This window comes from Acinetobacter pittii (assembly GCF_034064985.1).
In the GTDB taxonomy this organism is placed as follows: domain Bacteria; phylum Pseudomonadota; class Gammaproteobacteria; order Pseudomonadales; family Moraxellaceae; genus Acinetobacter; species Acinetobacter pittii_H.
In genome coordinates this window covers 1285330-1301438 of the sequence record NZ_CP139249.1, presented here as the reverse complement: position 1 = coordinate 1301438, position 16109 = coordinate 1285330, and the positions used below count along the sequence as shown (strand labels likewise).

Here is a 16109-nt window from a genome sequence, read left to right as displayed (position 1 = left end):
GCTGATGTTAGCAGCCGTGCTATTCGGTAATAGTACTTTTGCACAGCCCCCTGCTTTGAATCAAGTTTATTCGTTAGATCTAAAAACTGCCCACCTGCTAGCCGACAGTGCGAAAGAGGCATGTAAAAAAATAAATCAAAATATTGCGGTTGTTGTTGTAGATCGCGGTGGTAATCCATTAACTGCCGAACGGCATGAGTTGGTGGGCCCGCATAACTTAATGGCTGCCGAGAAAAAAGCCTATACCGCGTTATCTACCAAAACATCGACCTCCGTTTTAAGCCAAAACAGTAACCAAAACCCCGATGCAAAAAATTTAACCACCGTAGCAAATTTACTTTTGTTAGGTGGCGGCGTACCAGTCCGTTTTGAGAACCAAGTGATCGGTGCGATTGGAGTTGCGGGTGCTGGCGGCGCCCAAAATGACAATCAATGCGCAAGCAAAGCCATTGAAACCGTTTTTCATTCATAAGGAGCTTCAACATGCCTAAATCATTTATTGGTTTATCTTCGTTATTTATAGCTTCCGCTACATTTGCACAAACTAATCCGCTAAGTGTGCATGTGTTAAATCTAGAAACGGGTTTACCCTCTTCTCAGGTTGAAGTCGTTTTAGAAAAAAACACCAATAACCAGTGGGTTAAACTCAACCAGCAAGTGACCGATTCAAATGGTCGTATTATTGCGCTCTATCCAGAAAATAAAAAACTAGAGCAAGGTGTTTATAAAGTTACTTTTAAAACTGAAGACTGGTTTAAAAAGAACAAACAACAAACTTTTTTTGCCGAAGTACCTGTAATTTTTAAAGTCGATGGAAGCGTAAATCACTACCACATTCCTTTATTACTTAGCCCTTACGGTTACTCAACCTATCGAGGCAATTAAAATAAAAAACCCCTTTATCTGTTGTACACAAATAAAGGGGTTGGTTAAAAAAGACGCGTTTTACGAACAAACACCATTGCTAATAACCGATTTTTTGTTTGAATCCAGCGCCACAATTGAAGAAGAAACTGTATTAATAATTTGAGTCATTGCCTCACTTGAAGCATTCACAATACCTTCCATCTTTTTAGCTTTTTGATCAATCGGCTGCTTAAACGCAATTCGACAATTGAGCTGAGATCCTGCATTAGTGATAACTTTTGCATTATTTGACTCTAATTGAGTGGGCGGTATTTGACGTTTCACTACCCAAGAGACCGCAATATTAATATAGCTTTTATCTACAATATCAAAATGAGAAAAGTCCGTAGAAACTCGATATAAAGGTTGGTTGTTTCCAGCAAGTCCACTGCTATAACTATCAATTGCCCCTAATTTTTGCTGTAAACCCGCCGACAAGGTATCGCGTAATTGCGTACCCATGGTCGATGTCCAGCGTTCGTTATTTAAAACCGTAGACTTACCACTACTGTCTTGGAGCACCAAAGGCGCACGGTCTAATCGGTCTGGAATCCCGACGGGTAATACTTCAATCACCTGCACAGTTGTTTTTGCAGCCGCAATGATTTTAGGAGACATCGTATAATAGTTTGGCGTTGGCGAACTCGAGCAGGCCGTCATGGTAACTGCCGTTAAAAACAGGCCACTCCCAAGCAGCCATTTGGCTGCTTTAGGATGCTGAAAAGATAGAGTGTTTTTATTTTTCATCATCGGTCTCTGGTGTTTTACCACGAATAATTGATTCAGGATGTTGTTCAATATAGTCTGCCATTAACTGTAATGAAGCTGCCGCACGTGTCATTTGCTGTAATGCTTTACGTACGTCTTGTTGTAACGGCGCATCACTCGACAAAATAGACTCAGATGATCTTACAGTTTTACGAACATCGTCCAAGGTTGCTTGTAAACCAGGTGCAACTTTTCCATCTAATTGTTTAACCAGTTTATCGGTAGAGGCAATTGCTGTGTTCATATTGTTGAGCGTTTTACGTACATCTTGCCCAATCTCAACTAACGGGAATTTAGTTAACTTGTCAGCAATCTGAGAAACTTGTGCTTGTAGCCCGCTCAGTTCAGTTGGTGTAGTCGGAATCACCACACGGTCATCACTCAAAATTTGTAATGTGGCTGGTTTAGCTTTAGGGAACTTATCTAGAGCAATATAGTTTTGACCCGTGAGCAAGTTGCCTGTTCTCATTTGAGCACGCCATCCATGTTCAACAAAATCTTTGAAGATTTCACTATTCGGATTAAGTGCCAAACCATTTTCAACACGTGACGGATAGATAACCGCCTCAACACGCATACGAATCTGCTTATAGTTGTTATAAAACTCTGCATTTATCGATTTAACATTACCAATTTCAATGCCCATGAAATCAATTGGCGCACCGACTGCCAATCCACGTAATGAATGATCAAAGTACATAATCACACCACGAGGTTGTCCATCCGGTTCTTTTAATGCATCAGATTTTGAGTCCCAAAGATTAAAGCGACTATGATTCGCTGCTGTGGTCGCATGTGAGTTTTCAGGGAATCCGAAAGCGATCCCCCCTGCCACAATACTTGCAAGCGATTGGGTATCTAAATTAAAGCCAGAAGCATTTAAGGTTACATCGATCCCGCTTGCCTGCCAGAAACGTGCATCGGTGGTCACAAACTTATCATACGGTGCACGGATAAAAGTTTGCAGCTCTACACTTTTACCATCATCGGACAATTTATAGGCCGTAATTTGTCCCACATTAATTCGACGATAATAAATCGGAGAACCGATATCTAAAGACCCCAAATCATCTGCATTTAAGAAAAATATTTTCCCGGGTACATCTGAAGATATGACTGGGGGTATTTCTAACCCAGTAAATTCAAGTTTTTTCTCTTCAGATTTTCCCCCATCCACTTCAATATATGAACCTGACAATAAAGTATCGATACCCGAAACCCCACTCGTCCCAATACGTGGCCGCACAACCCAAAACCGTGAATCTTTTGCTGCAAAGTTACTCGCATCTTTACGCAAATCAATTCTAGCAATCACGTGTGAACGGTCTTCTGAAAGATCTATCTGTCGTACTAAACCAATATCCACCTGTTTATAACGGACCGTTGTTTTACCAGCAACCAGTCCCTCAGCCGTCCTAAAAGATACATCAATTGTAGGGCCGTGAGACAAGAGCGCTTTTATCGCTAACGAAAGCGCGATTAAAAGAGCTATCAATGGAATAAGCCAAATTAAAAGAGGCTTCCACCGACTTTTCTTTTCTTGAGGTTCTGGTAAATCATTCATGCTATCCAGTTCAATATCGGTATCACGACGATCTGAGTTACCAGAGGTTATTTCATTTTCAGACATACTCATTGTTCTTTTATTGACTTGGATTAATGGAATCATTATTCAACGGCGGATGTTCTGCCTGAATAATCGTTGGTTTTTCTGAAGCAAAAGAAGAAGGTTTATTTGTATTTTGAGATGCGTAGAAGTTATCCCAAATAAGTCGTGGGTCAAAACTTAAAGATGCAAACATGGTTAACACCACAACCGCGCCAAAAGCAATCGAACCCGGCCCTGCTAAAATAGTCGCAAGCGATTGAATCTGAATAAGTGCTGTTAAGAGTGCCACCACAAACACGTCAATCATTGACCAACGTCCGATAAACTCAACAATTCGGTATAATTTAACGCATTGCTCGGGTAAAAACTTCCAAGCTGCCGATTGTTGAAGATATACCGCCACCAATAAAAAATACAAAATCAGTAGCTTTAACATTGGAATAAAAATACTGGCCATAAAAATGACCACTGAAACCAGATAGTCCCCACTTTGCCAAAAGTAAATAACACCACTCATGATGGTATCTTGCTGGCTGCCCAAAAGTGAGTCAGTCACCGTCATGGGAAGTACATTGGCTGGAATATAGAGAATAGTCGCAGCCACCACTAAGGCAAAAGTTCGATTTAAACTCGCGGGCTTACGTGAATGCAGTACGTTATTACAGCGAATACAACGTAACTCCTGATGGCTTTGGCCTAGACGTCTTTTTTCATTTTTCGCAGAATTTACGACACCACAGCAATGACACACAATTAATGAGAGATCTTTGGCTCTAGGATATTGCTTAATCATCAGCCCTTGCTGCGAGCTTTTTATTGGGGTCACATTTTTTATCGTTTTCATGGCAGTGACCTATCAATTTCGTTCCATATATCACTCACCTTGATGGAAGTAATATAAACCAACAATACACTCAAGATCGCAAATGCCCATAACGCAATCTCAGGAATGACCAACACCATTCCTATTAACTTTACGAGCGTAACCAGGATCCCGATTAAGAACACCTCAACCATTCCCCACACTCTCATAAAATAAAGTGTACGTAAGGCAATCACCAAAAATGCGGGTCTTCTCTTCAATATACTCACCGTACCTAACACATAGGAAAGTAATAAAAGATAGGAAAGCGGCACAATAAAAGTAGTAATTAAGATGAGTACGCCAACGAAAGCCCGATCATAATGAAACATCACCCAAACCGCACCAAGTAAGGTGGTTTCAGAGATATTTCCCTGTAATTCAATTTTTACGATAGGAAAGCTATTGGCAAGAATAAATACGATCAATGCCGTTAAGATTAAAGCCAACAGTGTCGAAAAAGGTTTGGTGTGCCGATAGAGTTCAGCGCCGCAACATACGCAATAAGCTCTTTTTCCATAAGCAAGCGGGGTTCTACGATAGACTGTATCGCACTCCTCACAACCTGCTAATTCTTTAAGCCGCATAGTTATACTCTGAAATTTATAATTTTTACTTTGTCAGAACTGCTTGCTACAACGCTTGCATAAAATTCTACTTCTAAGCAATGTGCCAAACTAATCTCATTTCTTCAAGGAAAAATTAGTGACTGCATGGATGATTTCTTAATAGTAGATAAAAACGAGTCTTTCCATTAGGGAATTACTTTTATTGGTCCTGAAACAATCATAGAGATTATTGAAGATTTATATAAACTTCATTTTTTATAGCCCAGAGTAATAAGTATGACAACTCATTACGGCTTATATTCAAAGAAGAAACAATTTTTTTACGAAGAAATTCTTAGTTTTTAAATTACAAGTCCTCAAAATGATTTTCGAAATAATTAATTTTCTTAAAAGTAGAGTAATTAAAAAAGTAGGCATTACAGTATTAAGAGTTTAGTATATCTGAATGAAATTTATTAAACTTAATATGTAATGTTTTGAGACCCATTTAACAAAAAGTTAATTTTAAGTAGGTTAGCTTCTAATTTAATTAAAAATAACCAAGCAAACAACAAAAATTAAAATTTATTATATATCAATAAACTATATAAATTTATTTAAAAATAAGACGAAGTAAAATTATTTTATTTTATGAAATGTTTCTTATATTATTGTAAGTAAATTTTACAATATATTAAAAAAATATAAGTTGATTTAATCAGTCAGAATTACTGACATGTATTGATCACAAGCATTTTAAAAGTATTAATTTTGATATTTAAACTTAAGAAAACCACTAAACTTGAAGGTTTGCTTAATTAATTTTGATACTGTATTTTAAAAATGAAAAAATAAATAAATTTATATATTAAAGATAGAGCTAATAATAAAAGTGAGATCAAAATGATTGAATGGTTACAAGGTGTTTTAAAGCACAGCCCCGAAATATTATTGTTCTTATCACTCGCAATAGGCTTCTGGATTGGACAATTCCAGTTTGGAAAGTTTCAGTTTGGTGGAGTTGCAGGCTCCTTACTTGTCGCAGTTGTTTTAAGTCTTATTGGCGTACCTGTCGATAACGGCGTTAAAGCAATTTTATTTGCTCTCTTCATTTACGCAGTAGGCTTTGAAAGTGGCCCTCAGTTTTTTAAATCACTGGGTCCACAGTCCATAAAAGAAATTTTATTAGCAGTATTCATGGCAGTGTGTGGTTTAGTCACTGTTTTAGTGATGGCTAAGATTTTTCATCTCGATAAAGGCTTGGCTGCGGGTCTCGCTGCGGGCGGCATGACTCAATCAGCCATTATTGGGACTGCGGGAGATGCAATTTCTAGACTCGATCTCCCCCTCGCAGAAATTCAAAGACTTCAAGCAAATGTCGCGATTGGCTATGCGGTCACTTACATTTTCGGTTCATTGGGAGCAATTATTGTCTGTGTGAATATCTTGCCTAAATTTATGGGTAAAGAAATTCACGACGATGCATTAAAAGCTCAGAGTGAACGACTCAAAGGCGCTTTTGAATTAGCGCCGGGTCAAGAGCTTGCCATGCCGGAAATTGTGGGCCGTATTTATAAAGTTAAACAAGCCAATGGGCTTACTATTGCGGAGATTGAAGCAAAAGAGCCGAGTATTACGATTGAACGGTTAAAACGTAAAGATCAGTTTATTGATGTTGCTCCTGAACTAACTTTACAAACTGACGACGTCATTTTACTGGTTGGTCGCCGTGCCAATGTAGTTTCAGTTGCCGAGCAAATCGGTAGCGAATTACAGTCATCGCAAGGTATGGAAATGATTATGGATACCAGCGATGTCATCCTAAGAAATTCCAAATATCTCAACCGTACTTTAGGGGATGTGAAGGCCAACACGCCTGCCTACTTAAAGCACGGTATTTATGTACTTGCGATTAAACGCAATGATGAGCCACAGCCTTTAAGTGATGATACCGTTTTACGCCAAGGCGATGTAGTTACCGTATACGGTACAAAAAGCGACCTTGACCGCTTGGTGAAAGAAGCAGGCAAAGCCCTACCTGAAAGCCTAAAAACGGACTGGATTTTTCATGGCGCAGGCCTTGTGGTCGGTTTAGTAATTGGTCTTTTTGTGATTCGTCTGGGTGATGTGCCATTAACGCTTGGTGCTGGTGGTGGTGCTTTATTATCAGGTCTTCTGTTTGGTTGGATTCGAAGCAGAAATCAGGTGCATGGCAATATGCCTTTAGCGGCTTCACAACTTTTAAAAGACTTAGGTCTTGCAGGTTTCGTTGCTGCCGTCGGCTTACAATCAGGTTTACAGGCCATTCAAACTATTAAAGAAAGTGGTCTTTCTCTCTTTATGATTGGGGTTGTGGTAACACTGGTTCCTCTCCTACTTTCTATGCTGTTTGCTCGTTACGTTCTGCGTTATAAAAACGTTGCAATCATGGCAGGTGCGCTATCTGGTTCACGCAGTGCAAACCCTGCATTCGGCGCAATCTTAGACAAAGCAGGAAACTCTATCCCGACCGTTCCATTTGCAATCACCTATGCCCTAGCAAATGTGTTCTTGACCTTACTCGGACCACTGATCGTAGGCTTGGCCTGATTTTATACATTGAATTAGAAATTTTATTCATCTCACTATAATTAAGGAGACGCCCCATGGGGAAAGTCGATTATTCTAAATACGCAAAACTCAGCCCATTTGAACTTAAAGATAATTTAATCGCATTAGCTCAAAGCAGAACTGATCGAATGATGTTAAATGCTGGGCGTGGTAATCCGAACTTTCTTGCTACTATTCCACGTAGAGCATTCTTTCAACTAGGTCTGTTTTCTGCGACCGAATCCGAATTTTCATTTTCCTATATGCCAGAGGGCTTAGGTGGTTTCCCGCGCCCCGTTGGACTTCAGGCACGTTTTGATAACTTCATTTTGGAAAACCGTGACAAACCCGGTGTGGTCTTTTTAGGTAAAGCTGTGTCTTATGTACGCGACCAGTTAGGCTTAGACCCAGATCTTTTTCTACTTGAAATGGTTGAAGGGATTTTAGGGTGTAACTATCCGGTGCCAGACCGAATGCTCAGAGTAAGTGAAACGATTATTAAAGAGTACGTCTTGCGGGAAATGGGCGTACAAGGCATGCAAAAAAGAGACTTAGATTTGTTTGCGGTTGAAGGCGGAACCGCAGCAATGGCCTATATTTTTAACTCATTAAAAGAAAATAAAATTATAAAAAATGGCGACCGTATTGCCATTGGTAGCCCTATTTTCACACCATATCTTGAGATTCCAAAACTCAATGATTATCAACTAGAAGAAGTATTAATTGCGGCAGACCCTAAACTCGATTGGCAATATCCAGAGTCGGAGCTTAGAAAGTTAGAAGATCCGTCGATTAAAGCGTTCTTTTTAGTCAACCCAAGTAACCCGCCATCGGTAAAAATGAGTGATGAAGGACTTGCGATTTTGGCTGATATCGTTAAAAAACGCCCCGATCTGATCATTTTGACAGATGACGTTTACGGTACGTTTGCCGATAATTTCAAATCACTATTTGCGATCTGTCCTGACAATACAATTTTAGTTTACTCGTTCTCTAAATACTTTGGTGCAACGGGTTGGCGACTTGGTGTCATTGCACTTTCAAATAACAATGTGCTTGATAAACAAATTGCGAACTTATCGAAAAAAGAGAAGAAAGAGCTTGAAGAGCGCTATTCATCTTTAACCACCGACCCAGCAAGCATTAAGTTTATTGACCGCTTAGTTGCCGATAGCCGAAATGTTGCTTTGAACCATACCGCGGGCCTATCGACTCCACAGCAAGTTCAAATGGTTTTATTTGCTTTATTCAACATGATGGACTCACGCCAAAGCTATAAAAAAGCAGTTAAATCTGTTGTTCGTGAACGCGATGCGGCACTTTATCGCCAACTGGGCGTCGAGGTTCCAACAGATCCAAATGCAGTCGACTATTACACGCTAGTCAACCTTGAAAATACCTCACGTATTCTCTATGGAGATGAGTTTGCCGATTGGGTTATGAAAAATAAAAACCCAACTGAACTGTTATTTAGAGTAGCCGATGAAACAGGTGTGGTTTTACTGCCAGGTTCGGGCTTCGGTGTGCAGCACCCTTCTGCCCGTGCATCTTTAGCTAACCTTAACGAATATCAATATGCCGCGATTGGCGATTCTCTAAGACGCTTTGCAGATGAAGCTTACGAGGAATATTTAAAAATTAAAAAAGGCAAATAAACGTCTATATAAAGTGAGGCGCTAGTAGCCTCACTTTATATAAGCTAGGCCTAATACACCATAGTTAAAAAATAATTAAATAATCTATTTCGATCATCTATCTGATTCTCCCCTGCAAGCTGAACCATTGCCCCATCAATCATAAATAAAAACATATAGGCATCTTGGACTGAGGCAGTCGATTTTAGCGTTAAAATCAGCTTATAAATTTCATTAATTAACCAATTGCGATAATCAATTACTACCTTATAGGCAATGGGATAGAGCTTTTCAATTTCAAAAATTGCCTTAAATGGCAAATGGTAAAATCCTTCTAAATGGGCATGAAGAAAATAAACCTCCTTGAGTTTATCGAGCACCATTTGCTCACGATAAGAATTGAAAATTGAACATACTTTTACTTTGAGTGCCTCTGTTTGGAAAGTGAGACACATTTCGATGAGTCGTGCTTTTGAATGAAAGATGTTATAGAAAGTGGCTTTAGGAATTTTGGCCTCAGCAATAATTCGGTCAATGCCTACCTTATTAAATCCATATAAATTAAATAAGTCTTTTGCTGTGTGAAGCACTCTGAGTGCTCTAAACGAAGATTCTAAATTTTTCATGTATACCGCTTAAAATAATTTTTTGTTGTATATAAAAGAGAGAAAAGTGCCGTCACTCTTAAAATGAGCGCTAAATACAGGCATGCAGAAGCTGCACAATAATGGTGTGCTCGCCTATCTCTGGTTTATTGTTGCTATGTTTTAGTCGTAACGATTCTTAAAGTGTAGAAACCTAAAGTCGGTTAAACCGTTTTAAAGACTGTTTAAGCGGTATGAATAGAAAGAATTTGGCAAACGTTGCCAACGAGAAAGAAGAAATAGTACGCATAACGGCGGACTCCTTTTGATTTAGAAGAGTCTTACCAATTACTGCTAAATAATGGTGGCAAGACTAGAAGGGTTAGCAGACTGGTACAAAAGGAAACCAGCACACCCGAAGGTGTCCCTCCTAGCCTCACCATAAAGGCGTGACTTAAGAGAACGCACAAAAACCCAAACAGCATTGTTGTGCGCCTTTTGTAGACGGTCTGCTAAAACCGACTGGCAATGTAGGCCAGCAGGCAAAGGATAATCGGCAAGGTTTAGAGTGTCAATGTAAGGTTGAATAGAAAATAGTTAAATAATTATTGTTTTTCATTCAATTAGATAGTTAAACTAAATTCTAATTCAACTTAAATTTAAAGATATACAAATACTGCTAACAAATGGAGGCAAGACGAAAGAAGGTTGACAGACTAGTTAGACCCTAGCACACCCTAAAGTGTCCTACTTCCGTTTTGCCATAAAAAAGAAGGATAATCTTTAAATTTTAGACCGTCAATTTGGTTCCGAATATAAAATATCTCTTTCATTATTATTAAAATTCAATTAGATATTAAAGCTTAATAATAGCTAAGTTCTGCTTTAAAGAAGCTAAATAATTCGATTCAAAGTATGATTTGTAAATAAAAATTGATCAAAACAAAAAAGCCAACTCTTTCGAATTAGCCCTAATTACCTCACGACCACGTCTGTGAAAATTGCTTTTGATTTTATTGTTCGCGACAATCTTCATCATTTTTGTTATCACTTTAAATTAAACTTTCTTTGTGACAATTCAATTAAAAAAACCACCCGAAGGCGGTTTTCTAAAATTTGTATTTAGCCCGTCATTTTCACTTTTTCAAAGTTTTTGTGAAAGCTTGAGAATTGAAGTACTCAGTAATTTCCTCACCCTGATTTTTAGGTTTCTCATCGGGTAAAGCAACTGAATCAAACTCTAGTCTTAAGCTAATAAACTCAGGAATAAAATTCTTGATGGGAGGTGGGGTTTTAGGGCCGCCTTCAGTAATTTTTTCGACAAATCCTGCTAGCCATAAAATATATTCATCTTCATGACTGTAATGCGGAATTAAACTTACATCAATTTTCACCTTACACTCATGGAGAGGTTTACTAAAAGCTTCATTGAAATCAATGTAGTTGTACTTAAGTTTAAATACGGTTCCTGCTATTTCTTTACGAATAAAAGTCATCAGATTATTAAGGTTTTCAATGGTGTCATCTGAAAAGAGCTCATTTTCTTCAACTTTCCTATACACACTTTCTGCAATCATCAGATATTGAGGCATTAAAGTATCTCTATTTATTAAGTGGTATTTGGACTGCTCTTAAGTAAGTATGCTTTAACTTAAGTAACATCTTGTAAATTTAAGAAACATTAGGTAACTATTGTATAGCTATTATTAATAGATATTTATAATTAATTTTCATTTTTTCTAAATATTTATTACTTCATAATTATATTTATAAAAAACAATAATATAAATATACAATTTATTATTCTTTCTTAAGCATAGTAATGAATATGGTTTAAAAGAAAATATAATTTTTTATAGTTTTTGAATATTAATCCTATTTAATTTAAGAGAGTTTTTGGGATAAAAATAAGTCCATGTATAAAAACGTAAAAACGAGAAATTCATCACATTTTCAGCAAAACTAGTTGCGATTTTATTAGTATCACAACCCAGTTAAAGGTATAGCTTGAGAGCATTTCTAATCTGGCTCATAAAGATCATTAAAAATCTAACTTCACTAAGGTCAAATGGTTTGATTGATATGCACCTGTATCGATAAAAAAGCAATTATTTAGCTTCAGCATAGTTTCAACCACTGTATGGCCTAAATAAATCTCGTCAATATTTTGAACAGTGCCATAATCTTCTCGATTTTTTATGCGAGACCTGCCCCACAAAACTTCGGCATAAGATAAGAACGTATTAGAAACTTCCGAGTTCTTCATCTCAACGTGAGCTTTCAAAGCATCCCAATTATCGAGCCGCATATCTCCATGAAGGATGCCAATCTTTTTTCGGTGTGTATGCAGCTCAAGCATAATCGGTAGTTTTTTTAACTGAGCGACAATCTGGCTTCGAGTCTTGTCCTCTAGTGCATAAAACCATTCACCGCCATATTTTTCATGGATTTTTCGAAAGTAAGAATTATAGTTGCCTTGAATACATAGTTCTTCGTGATTGCCCCGAACCATCGTAAACCACTTTTTATCTATAAGCTCAAGGCACTCATAACTCTGCGGGCCTTTATCAACTATATCTCCCACACTAATTAATAAATCTTGGTCAAAGTTAAAATTAAGGTTTGCAAGTTCTTTCATTAAAAGTGAATAACAGCCGTGTATATCACCCACTACATATATATTTTGATATTTTAAATCAGCATCTTGAATGACCTTGCACATCTCTCTCATGGTTTAAGCTTTATTTTCACCATTCCGAGCAAAGACTTTAACTTCACTTCGAATCCAGATATGTCGAGATGGAAAATAAAACTGATAAGCCAATTCATAAGACTCAAATAAAGCCAACTCAGATTGATGGGTTGCCCAATAATAGGCAGTCATTCCCTTTTCCATACGGATACTTAAATAGTAAGGAACATCAAAGTTGTTCGAAACAATCATAAAACTCATCGTATTTGGTCTAGCTATTTAGTTCTGCTGTGTAGCGTTAGCTTTAATTGAATCTAACGAATGTAAAATCGGAGCCAACATAGATTCAGCAATTTTCATGGCTTCTGTCTCAGATTTATTGGAAATGGCTTGAACAAGTTCGCTGTGTATTTGCTGATTTGGGTCAGGTAAATTTTTATTGGTCACCAGCTCTAAAGTGTATTGATAGCTTGAGTTTAAAAAATATTCATAGGTTGCTTGTAAGGCTTTATTATGAGTTGCCTTAGCAATTGCTAAATGTAGTTTCTTGTCACTTAACATGAAGTTAGCAACGTCGTCTTCGTTTGTTTTAGCTCTATTTTCCAAGCACTCAATGACATCACGCATATCTTCAGGCGTACTATGTCGAGCAGCTAATTTGGCAATCTCAATTTCTAATAAACATCTCACTTCTACGTGTTCATACAAGTCAGAATGATGAATTGAATTAATCACAATCGAAAAGTCATTTTTGGTTCGTACAAAGGTGCCAAGCCCTTGTTTGACTTCTAAAACACCTAAATATTCTAAAATTTTGATTGCTTCGCGGATGGTGTTTCGCCCCACTCCTAAACCTTGCACAAGCTCGGGTTCAGTTGGAATTTTCTCGTCTACTTTCCAAACGTCATTTTTAATATTCTGGCGTATAACATGAATTACTTCGTCTACGAGAGATCTTTTTTGGATTTGCTCAATCATTAAAATTGGTACTAGCAAGCGAAAACATACGGTGATACTATCATCCTATGTTTGATTATTCAAATTCTCTTTCTTGCATTTTAAAAGGTTGAACTCATGGAATTAAGTCAGACAATTTCAAATCTTATTTTTGAAATTCAAAAACTTACTCAAGCAGTCGAAAAGATTTCCAAAACCCAAGAAGTTTCTGTGGACGTCTTAGATGAAGCGATTGCCTTTAGATGGGAAAGAGAAAATAACAAAGGTTCACTCATTGCTATTCGTAAACCTCAACTCATTTCGTTTAATCATCTGTGCAATATCGACAACCAACTGAACAAAGTGAAGTTAAACACAGAAGCTTTTGCAAAAGGGTTATTGGCAAATAATGTACTCATGACTGGCTCACGTGGTACAGGTAAGTCATCTATTGTAAAAGCCTGTTTAAATGAATATCACCACTTGGGTCTTCGAGTGATTGAGCTTGAGAAAAAGTATCTAGAAGATTTACCTAAAATCATTAATTTACTGCAAGATCGTGAAGAGCGTTTTATCATTTTTTGTGATGATTTGGCGTTTGAAGCTGGCGACACAAGCTATGCAACTTTAAAAACTGTATTAGACGGTTCATTAGCCACTAGCTCAGACAACACTCTTATTTATGCAACATCAAATCGAAAGCATATGGTGGCCGAATACAATAAAGATAATACCGAGTTAAATGTAGGCGAAAACGGCGAGTTACGCCCAGGTGACAGCATTGAACAAAAAATTTCTTTAGCAGACAGATTTGGTCTACAAATTAATTTTTATGGTTTTAGCCAGCAAGAATATTTAAAAACAGTTCAATACTGGCTAAATGAATATGAATGGCAACAGCGCGAAAGCTGGGAAACAATTCAGTTAAAAGCTATTCAATATGCGACTCAGCAAGGTAACCGCTCTGGAAGAATTGCCAATCAATTTGCCAAAATGATTGTGGGCCAAGAAATGCTGAGCGCAGCAGGTTTAGCGGTTTAAGCTTTTCTGGCCAAAAAATATTTTCAGTAAAAGTTCTTTTAAAGAGAGCTTTTACTGAAGTTTTAACTAATCAACACTCTCATTTTCTGAGGTATCTTCCTTATTTAAAATCCGCCCTTCTTGTTTTGGTCGAATCAATGGTGCAGTCGGTCTTGGATGATGAGTGTGTGTATATTGCATACCTACTCCTGCATTTACGTCATCTGCCGCGATTTCAGTTTCAAAACGCTCATTATCCAAATCACGAATTTCCTCGGTAATTCTTTCTACCTCGTCTTCATCCACACCAAGCTCTTGCAAAATCACGCCACCAAACTTAATTGCAGATTCAAATGTTTCACGGATCATAAAGTCCACTTTTTGTTTGACTAAATGTAGTGAATGCTCACGGTCATATGAACGGACTAATAGTTTTGCTAAAGGAAATTCATGGGTCACGAGCTCTACAATTCGATTGGTCGTTTCCTTGCTATCCACACAAACCACAATCGCTTGTGCTGTTGCCGCGCCAGACGCATGCAGAATATCTAGACGGCAGCCATCTCCATAATAAATTTTAAAACCAAATTTTTCGGCGTTTCGAATCATGTCGGTATTATTATCAATAATGGTGACATCGACACCTCTTGCTAACAATAATTGACTGGTGACCTGTCCAAAACGTCCAAATCCAATCATTAAAACGCTACCGCTTAAACCCTCGGCAATATTGATATTTTCTAACGAAACCTTCGTTTTTGCTTGAGTGAAACGTTTGAAAATAATACCGACAATTGGGGTCAACACCATTGAAAGCACAACAATGGCGGTTAAGTTAGATTTAACGGTACTATCAATAACTTGTGCGCTTAATGCAGCCGAGAAAAGTACAAAAGCAAACTCTCCACCTTGAGCCATGAGTAAGGCACGATCCAACGCTTCAGTATGAGGGCTTTTCGTTACTCGAGCGACTATATAAATCATGAGCGCTTTGACAAACATTAGGGCAACTACGCCACTCACAATAAGTTGCCAGTTCTGAGCAACTACCGATAAGTCCAGTGACATACCCACTCCAAGGAAAAACAGGCCCAGTAAGATTCCACGGAACGGTTCAATATCCGCTTCAATTTGATGTCTAAATGTTGATTCAGATAAAAGTACACCCGCTAAAAAAGCACCCATCGCCATGGACAAACCGCTGACTTGCATCAGTAACGCTGCACCCAACACCACCAATAATGCGGCGGCAGTCATGACTTCTCGGGCTTTAGCAGCAGCCAAGAGTCTAAATAATGGATTAAGTAACCAATACCCTGCAGCAATAAGCCCTGCAATTGCGATTAAACCAATTCCTATATTTTCTAATCGTACCGATGTGCTTTCGACCACATGATTCGGTGCCATAAAAGCAACAATAGCCAGCAATGGCACAATGAGTAAATCTTCAAATAGTAAGATGGCTACAATCTTTTGCCCACGTGGCTGAGTCAAGTCACCACGATCACCCAAGAGCTGCATTACAATGGCAGTCGAGGTTAATACGAAACCTGCCGCACCAATAAAAGCCACTTGCCATGTAAAGCCAAATAACAGCCCAACGCCAGTCAAAGCCAGCGCACAAATGATGATCTGAAGTGTGCCAAGACCAAAAATTTCGCGTCTAAGACTCCACAAATGTGATGGCTGCATTTCCAAACCAATCACAAAGAGGTACATCACAATTCCCAACTCGGCAATATGCAAAATTGCAGTGGAATCTTGAAAAAAAGCAAAACCAAATGGGCCAATAATCAGACCCGCAATTAAATAACCTAATACAGAACCCAAGCCAATACGTTTAAAAATAGGGACTGCGATTACAGCTGCTGCCAATAAAACTACGGGGGCAACCAAGCTAATTGAATGTGCTTCTGAGCTCATACATTTCTCATTTTATTTATCTGCAATTTATTCTATGT

Annotated in this window: 15 protein-coding genes; 5 read left to right on the top strand and 10 right to left on the bottom strand. The window is 38.1% G+C overall.

The features are described 5' to 3' along the window. Window positions 1-4 precede the first annotated feature (4 nt). Entirely contained in the window at window positions 5-472 is a 468-nt protein-coding gene (locus tag SOI76_RS06265) for a GlcG/HbpS family heme-binding protein (RefSeq protein ID WP_104079244.1), read from the top strand. An 11-nt stretch (window positions 473-483) separates the two neighbouring features. Next, the gene (gene uraH / locus SOI76_RS06260; RefSeq protein WP_104078977.1) at window positions 484-885 is read left to right on the top strand and encodes a hydroxyisourate hydrolase; all 402 of its coding nucleotides are present in this window, start codon (window positions 484-486) and stop codon (window positions 883-885) included. 60 nt (window positions 886-945) lie between these two features. Here the strand turns inward: uraH and SOI76_RS06255 are convergent, their stop codons facing one another. Genes SOI76_RS06255 through pqiA form a run of 4 tightly spaced genes read right to left on the bottom strand, consistent with a single transcriptional unit; the run spans window position 946 to window position 4732 of the window. Next, complete coding sequence (locus SOI76_RS06255) at window positions 946-1653, bottom strand: membrane integrity-associated transporter subunit PqiC (protein ID WP_205668367.1); 708 nt, start codon at window positions 1651-1653, stop codon at window positions 946-948. Continuing rightward, window positions 1643-3310 (bottom strand): intermembrane transport protein PqiB, encoded by a 1668-nt coding sequence (gene pqiB, locus SOI76_RS06250; RefSeq protein WP_104079245.1) that lies wholly within the window; start codon window positions 3308-3310, stop codon window positions 1643-1645. The genes SOI76_RS06255 and pqiB overlap by 11 nt, the downstream gene beginning before the upstream one ends. Window positions 3311-3317: 7 nt before the next feature. Next, window positions 3318-4127, bottom strand: a complete 810-nt coding sequence (locus SOI76_RS06245; RefSeq protein ID WP_104078978.1) for a paraquat-inducible protein A — start codon at window positions 4125-4127, stop codon at window positions 3318-3320. Next, the gene (gene pqiA / locus SOI76_RS06240) at window positions 4124-4732 is read right to left on the bottom strand and encodes a paraquat-inducible protein A (RefSeq protein WP_104078979.1); all 609 of its coding nucleotides are present in this window, start codon (window positions 4730-4732) and stop codon (window positions 4124-4126) included. The genes SOI76_RS06245 and pqiA overlap by 4 nt, the downstream gene beginning before the upstream one ends. An 864-nt stretch (window positions 4733-5596) precedes the next feature. On the opposite strand from pqiA, the gene aspT reads away from it, so the two are divergent. Both aspT and asdA read left to right on the top strand, forming a co-directional pair. Next, window positions 5597-7282 carry an aspartate-alanine antiporter gene (aspT, locus tag SOI76_RS06235; RefSeq protein ID WP_104078980.1) on the top strand — a complete coding sequence of 562 codons (1686 nt, stop codon included), beginning with the start codon at window positions 5597-5599 and terminating at the stop codon, window positions 7280-7282. Window positions 7283-7338: 56 nt separating this feature from the next. After that, window positions 7339-8937, top strand: coding sequence for a bifunctional aspartate transaminase/aspartate 4-decarboxylase (gene asdA / locus SOI76_RS06230; RefSeq protein WP_104078981.1), 1599 nt, complete (start codon window positions 7339-7341; stop codon window positions 8935-8937). Window positions 8938-8987: 50 nt separating this feature from the next. Here the strand turns inward: asdA and SOI76_RS06225 are convergent, their stop codons facing one another. The 5 genes from SOI76_RS06225 to SOI76_RS06205 all read right to left on the bottom strand — a co-directional run bounded on the left by SOI76_RS06225 (window position 8988) and on the right by SOI76_RS06205 (window position 13170). Next, window positions 8988-9542, bottom strand: coding sequence for a TetR/AcrR family transcriptional regulator (locus tag SOI76_RS06225; RefSeq protein ID WP_104078982.1), 555 nt, complete (start codon window positions 9540-9542; stop codon window positions 8988-8990). A gap of 1094 nt (window positions 9543-10636) precedes the next feature. After that, on the bottom strand, window positions 10637-11092 hold the full coding sequence (locus SOI76_RS06220) for a hypothetical protein (protein ID WP_104078983.1): 456 nt from the start codon (window positions 11090-11092) through the stop codon (window positions 10637-10639). A 449-nt stretch (window positions 11093-11541) separates the two neighbouring features. After that, window positions 11542-12231: a metallophosphoesterase gene (locus tag SOI76_RS06215; RefSeq protein ID WP_104078984.1), complete on the bottom strand. Its 690-nt coding sequence runs from the start codon at window positions 12229-12231 to the stop codon at window positions 11542-11544. A 3-nt stretch (window positions 12232-12234) separates the two neighbouring features. Beyond that, window positions 12235-12444, bottom strand: coding sequence for a hypothetical protein (locus SOI76_RS06210; protein WP_104078985.1), 210 nt, complete (start codon window positions 12442-12444; stop codon window positions 12235-12237). 27 nt (window positions 12445-12471) lie between these two features. Then, on the bottom strand, window positions 12472-13170 hold the full coding sequence (locus SOI76_RS06205; RefSeq protein WP_104079247.1) for a FadR/GntR family transcriptional regulator: 699 nt from the start codon (window positions 13168-13170) through the stop codon (window positions 12472-12474). Window positions 13171-13266: 96 nt separating this feature from the next. Here SOI76_RS06205 and SOI76_RS06200 point away from each other — a divergent pair, with 96 nt between their 5' ends. Next, a complete protein-coding gene (locus SOI76_RS06200) occupies window positions 13267-14169 on the top strand; it encodes an ATP-binding protein (RefSeq protein ID WP_104078986.1) in 903 nt (300 codons plus the stop codon). A 66-nt stretch (window positions 14170-14235) separates the two neighbouring features. Here the strand turns inward: SOI76_RS06200 and kefBC are convergent, their stop codons facing one another. Next, entirely contained in the window at window positions 14236-16071 is a 1836-nt protein-coding gene (gene kefBC / locus SOI76_RS06195; RefSeq protein WP_104078987.1) for a monovalent cation:proton antiporter-2 (CPA2) family protein, read from the bottom strand. Window positions 16072-16109: the final 38 nt, after the last annotated feature.

Coding starts and splice junctions, on each gene's coding strand:
- SOI76_RS06255 (WP_205668367.1), bottom strand. CDS start 1,653: ATGAAAAATAAAAACACTCTATCTTTTCAGCATCCTAAAGCAGCCAAA.
- aspT (WP_104078980.1), top strand. CDS start 5,597: ATGATTGAATGGTTACAAGGTGTTTTAAAGCACAGCCCCGAAATATTA.
- asdA (WP_104078981.1), top strand. CDS start 7,339: ATGGGGAAAGTCGATTATTCTAAATACGCAAAACTCAGCCCATTTGAA.
- SOI76_RS06205 (WP_104079247.1), bottom strand. CDS start 13,170: ATGATTGAGCAAATCCAAAAAAGATCTCTCGTAGACGAAGTAATTCAT.
- SOI76_RS06265 (WP_104079244.1), top strand. CDS start 5: ATGTTAGCAGCCGTGCTATTCGGTAATAGTACTTTTGCACAGCCCCCT.
- pqiA (WP_104078979.1), bottom strand. CDS start 4,732: ATGCGGCTTAAAGAATTAGCAGGTTGTGAGGAGTGCGATACAGTCTAT.
- kefBC (WP_104078987.1), bottom strand. CDS start 16,071: ATGAGCTCAGAAGCACATTCAATTAGCTTGGTTGCCCCCGTAGTTTTA.
- SOI76_RS06245 (WP_104078978.1), bottom strand. CDS start 4,127: ATGAAAACGATAAAAAATGTGACCCCAATAAAAAGCTCGCAGCAAGGG.
- SOI76_RS06225 (WP_104078982.1), bottom strand. CDS start 9,542: ATGAAAAATTTAGAATCTTCGTTTAGAGCACTCAGAGTGCTTCACACA.
- SOI76_RS06210 (WP_104078985.1), bottom strand. CDS start 12,444: ATGATTGTTTCGAACAACTTTGATGTTCCTTACTATTTAAGTATCCGT.
- SOI76_RS06200 (WP_104078986.1), top strand. CDS start 13,267: ATGGAATTAAGTCAGACAATTTCAAATCTTATTTTTGAAATTCAAAAA.
- SOI76_RS06215 (WP_104078984.1), bottom strand. CDS start 12,231: ATGAGAGAGATGTGCAAGGTCATTCAAGATGCTGATTTAAAATATCAA.
- uraH (WP_104078977.1), top strand. CDS start 484: ATGCCTAAATCATTTATTGGTTTATCTTCGTTATTTATAGCTTCCGCT.
- pqiB (WP_104079245.1), bottom strand. CDS start 3,310: ATGAGTATGTCTGAAAATGAAATAACCTCTGGTAACTCAGATCGTCGT.
- SOI76_RS06220 (WP_104078983.1), bottom strand. CDS start 11,092: ATGCCTCAATATCTGATGATTGCAGAAAGTGTGTATAGGAAAGTTGAA.